The organism is Bacteroidia bacterium, assembly GCA_026932145.1.
Taxonomy (GTDB): domain Bacteria; phylum Bacteroidota; class Bacteroidia; order J057; family JAIXKT01; genus JAIXKT01.
In genome coordinates, this window is sequence record JAIXKT010000034.1 from 1,738 (window position 1) to 3,689 (window position 1,952).

Annotated in this window: 3 protein-coding genes; all 3 read right to left on the reverse strand. The window is 41.2% G+C overall.

The window, feature by feature from the left end:
* Positions 1 to 70: 70 nt before the first annotated feature.
* Positions 71 to 736 carry a DUF2726 domain-containing protein gene (locus LC115_08075; GenBank protein ID MCZ2356628.1) on the reverse strand — a complete coding sequence of 222 codons (666 nt, stop codon included), beginning with the start codon at positions 734 to 736 and terminating at the stop codon, positions 71 to 73.
* On the reverse strand, positions 720 to 974 hold the full coding sequence (locus LC115_08080; GenBank protein MCZ2356629.1) for a hypothetical protein: 255 nt from the start codon (positions 972 to 974) through the stop codon (positions 720 to 722). The genes LC115_08075 and LC115_08080 overlap by 17 nt, the downstream gene beginning before the upstream one ends.
* 179 nt (positions 975 to 1,153) lie before the next feature.
* On the reverse strand, positions 1,154 to 1,952 hold a 799-nt coding region (locus tag LC115_08085), incomplete at its 5' end, for a DUF4352 domain-containing protein (protein ID MCZ2356630.1).

Here is a 1,952-nt window from a genome sequence, read left to right on the forward strand (position 1 = left end):
TTGGGATGTGCGCCGAGTCCCCAGCGTCAGGTGCACGCTGTGTTGGCACGCTTTTGACTTTAAGACTCACTTATGCAGTAACGAGTTTCATTTCTCGACAGCGAGGATAATTTTGACAACCGTAAAACTGCTTTCCTTTATGTTCACCTTGCGCCACTGTTCTTAAGACCATTGGAATACCGCATTTCGGGCAAAGCGGTACTGAACTAACCTGCTTATTTACTTCTGGTTGCGACGGAGTGGAAACGCCAACTTTATCATTCACAAATGGCGCAATTTGAGCCGCAATTTCTCTGGAATTGTACTCTCTCTGAACTGGCAAGCGCAATAATGGCAAACCAGCGACTTTGCAAACACTTTCTACAAACTCATCACGCTCTTGCCTATTGTTTCGCTTATGGCTAGAGTCGTCCAACTCAACGCCAAATAACGGCTTCATCGTGACAGAATCGCAAACTAGAAAATCTAAATGCTTTTGAGCAATTTTATTGAAGTAGGCGATATTTTCATTTGGACGAGCCACAAAGAAAATATCCGCCAATCTTACCTTTGACTGAATTAATAATCGTGTGCCAACAAGAGAAGAAAGAACTTTATAAAACGAAAATTCTGCTGGAGAAAGAAAATCATCACGCAAACGATATGGAAGTGTTTTAGATGCTGTTTCTTTTTGCGAGCGTTTCAAAAATGGAAAAATGACGCTCAAACAACCTGATTTTTCATTCGTTGCTGTCATGTTTGGCTAGATGTCTCCTATGTAATGAAATTGCTGAAAGTAATTCACCCGCTATTGCTAAAACATCATCATCAGATAATTCAACTGCAACTTTGAAAGAACTTGCTAATAAATCTGTTTCGGTCGGAACTTCATGCCGAATTTGCAAGACAACTTTTTCTTTGTCGCTATAAATATGAACTGCGTTACCAGAAGCAGTTAGAAATCTTTGCGCTCTCATACCTTTTGGAGTTGCCATGATTTATTTTCCAAAAACCTAATTATGCAAAGGTCGTGCCAACGGCTTGCGTTACCTGCGCTGGGCGGGGACGGCGAAGCCGTCCAACCAGAAAAAAGACAAGGCGTAGGAAACTGCTTGGGATGTGCGCCGAGTCCCCAGCGTCAGGTGCACGCTGTGTTGGGCAACTTTTGTAGGGATTAGTGATTGATTGGAATAACCCATTCTGCATATTCAATGCTTGATAAATTTTCTACAATAAAAACAATTTCTGTTATTGATGCGTCTGAGTGGTCAACGCCGTACGCTAGACCACAACATAAATAGCCGTCTAGTCTTGAACTATCTCCCGAATCTAGAATGATTGAATCTTCAAACGTCCTTCCTTTGGCTTCTGCGAATCCATCTTTATAAATTGTTCCATTATTATCTTTAACCGTAAAAGTTGGGTCTCCAAAAGTAAAAGATATGGAACTTGGCGACACATTTTTTACTTCAACATTAATTCTAACGTATTTTCCTGAATAAAAACCGCCTGCAACTTTATAATCAATACTCACAACAGTAAAGGCGATGTTTCCTTGTCGATAAGTTTGTCCAAGTTGAAGTCCTGTATTTGGTTGAGTAGTTGGTGTATTTGTTGGTGTATTTGTTGGCGTATTTGTTGGCGGAATTTCTGTTGGAGTACGAATTGTTGTTGGAGGAGGAACTGTAACCGTGGGAGGTTTTGTAGGCGGAATTACTGTGTGAGTTATAGTGGAAATCAGCATATTTACAGTATCTTTGGTAGCTGCAACAGTAACGGCAACTTGTGAAGGTGTTGAATTTATTTTGCTTAAGCCCCATTCAATTATAGGAACTCCCAGACCGATACAAGCAGCAAGAACGGCAAAAACGCCACTGATGATAGCCACTTTTGTCGCCACTGACTTTTCGCCGCGTTCTGTTTTACTCATGGATTCTCCTTTTATTGGTTGTACATGACTTGTTGCCCAACGG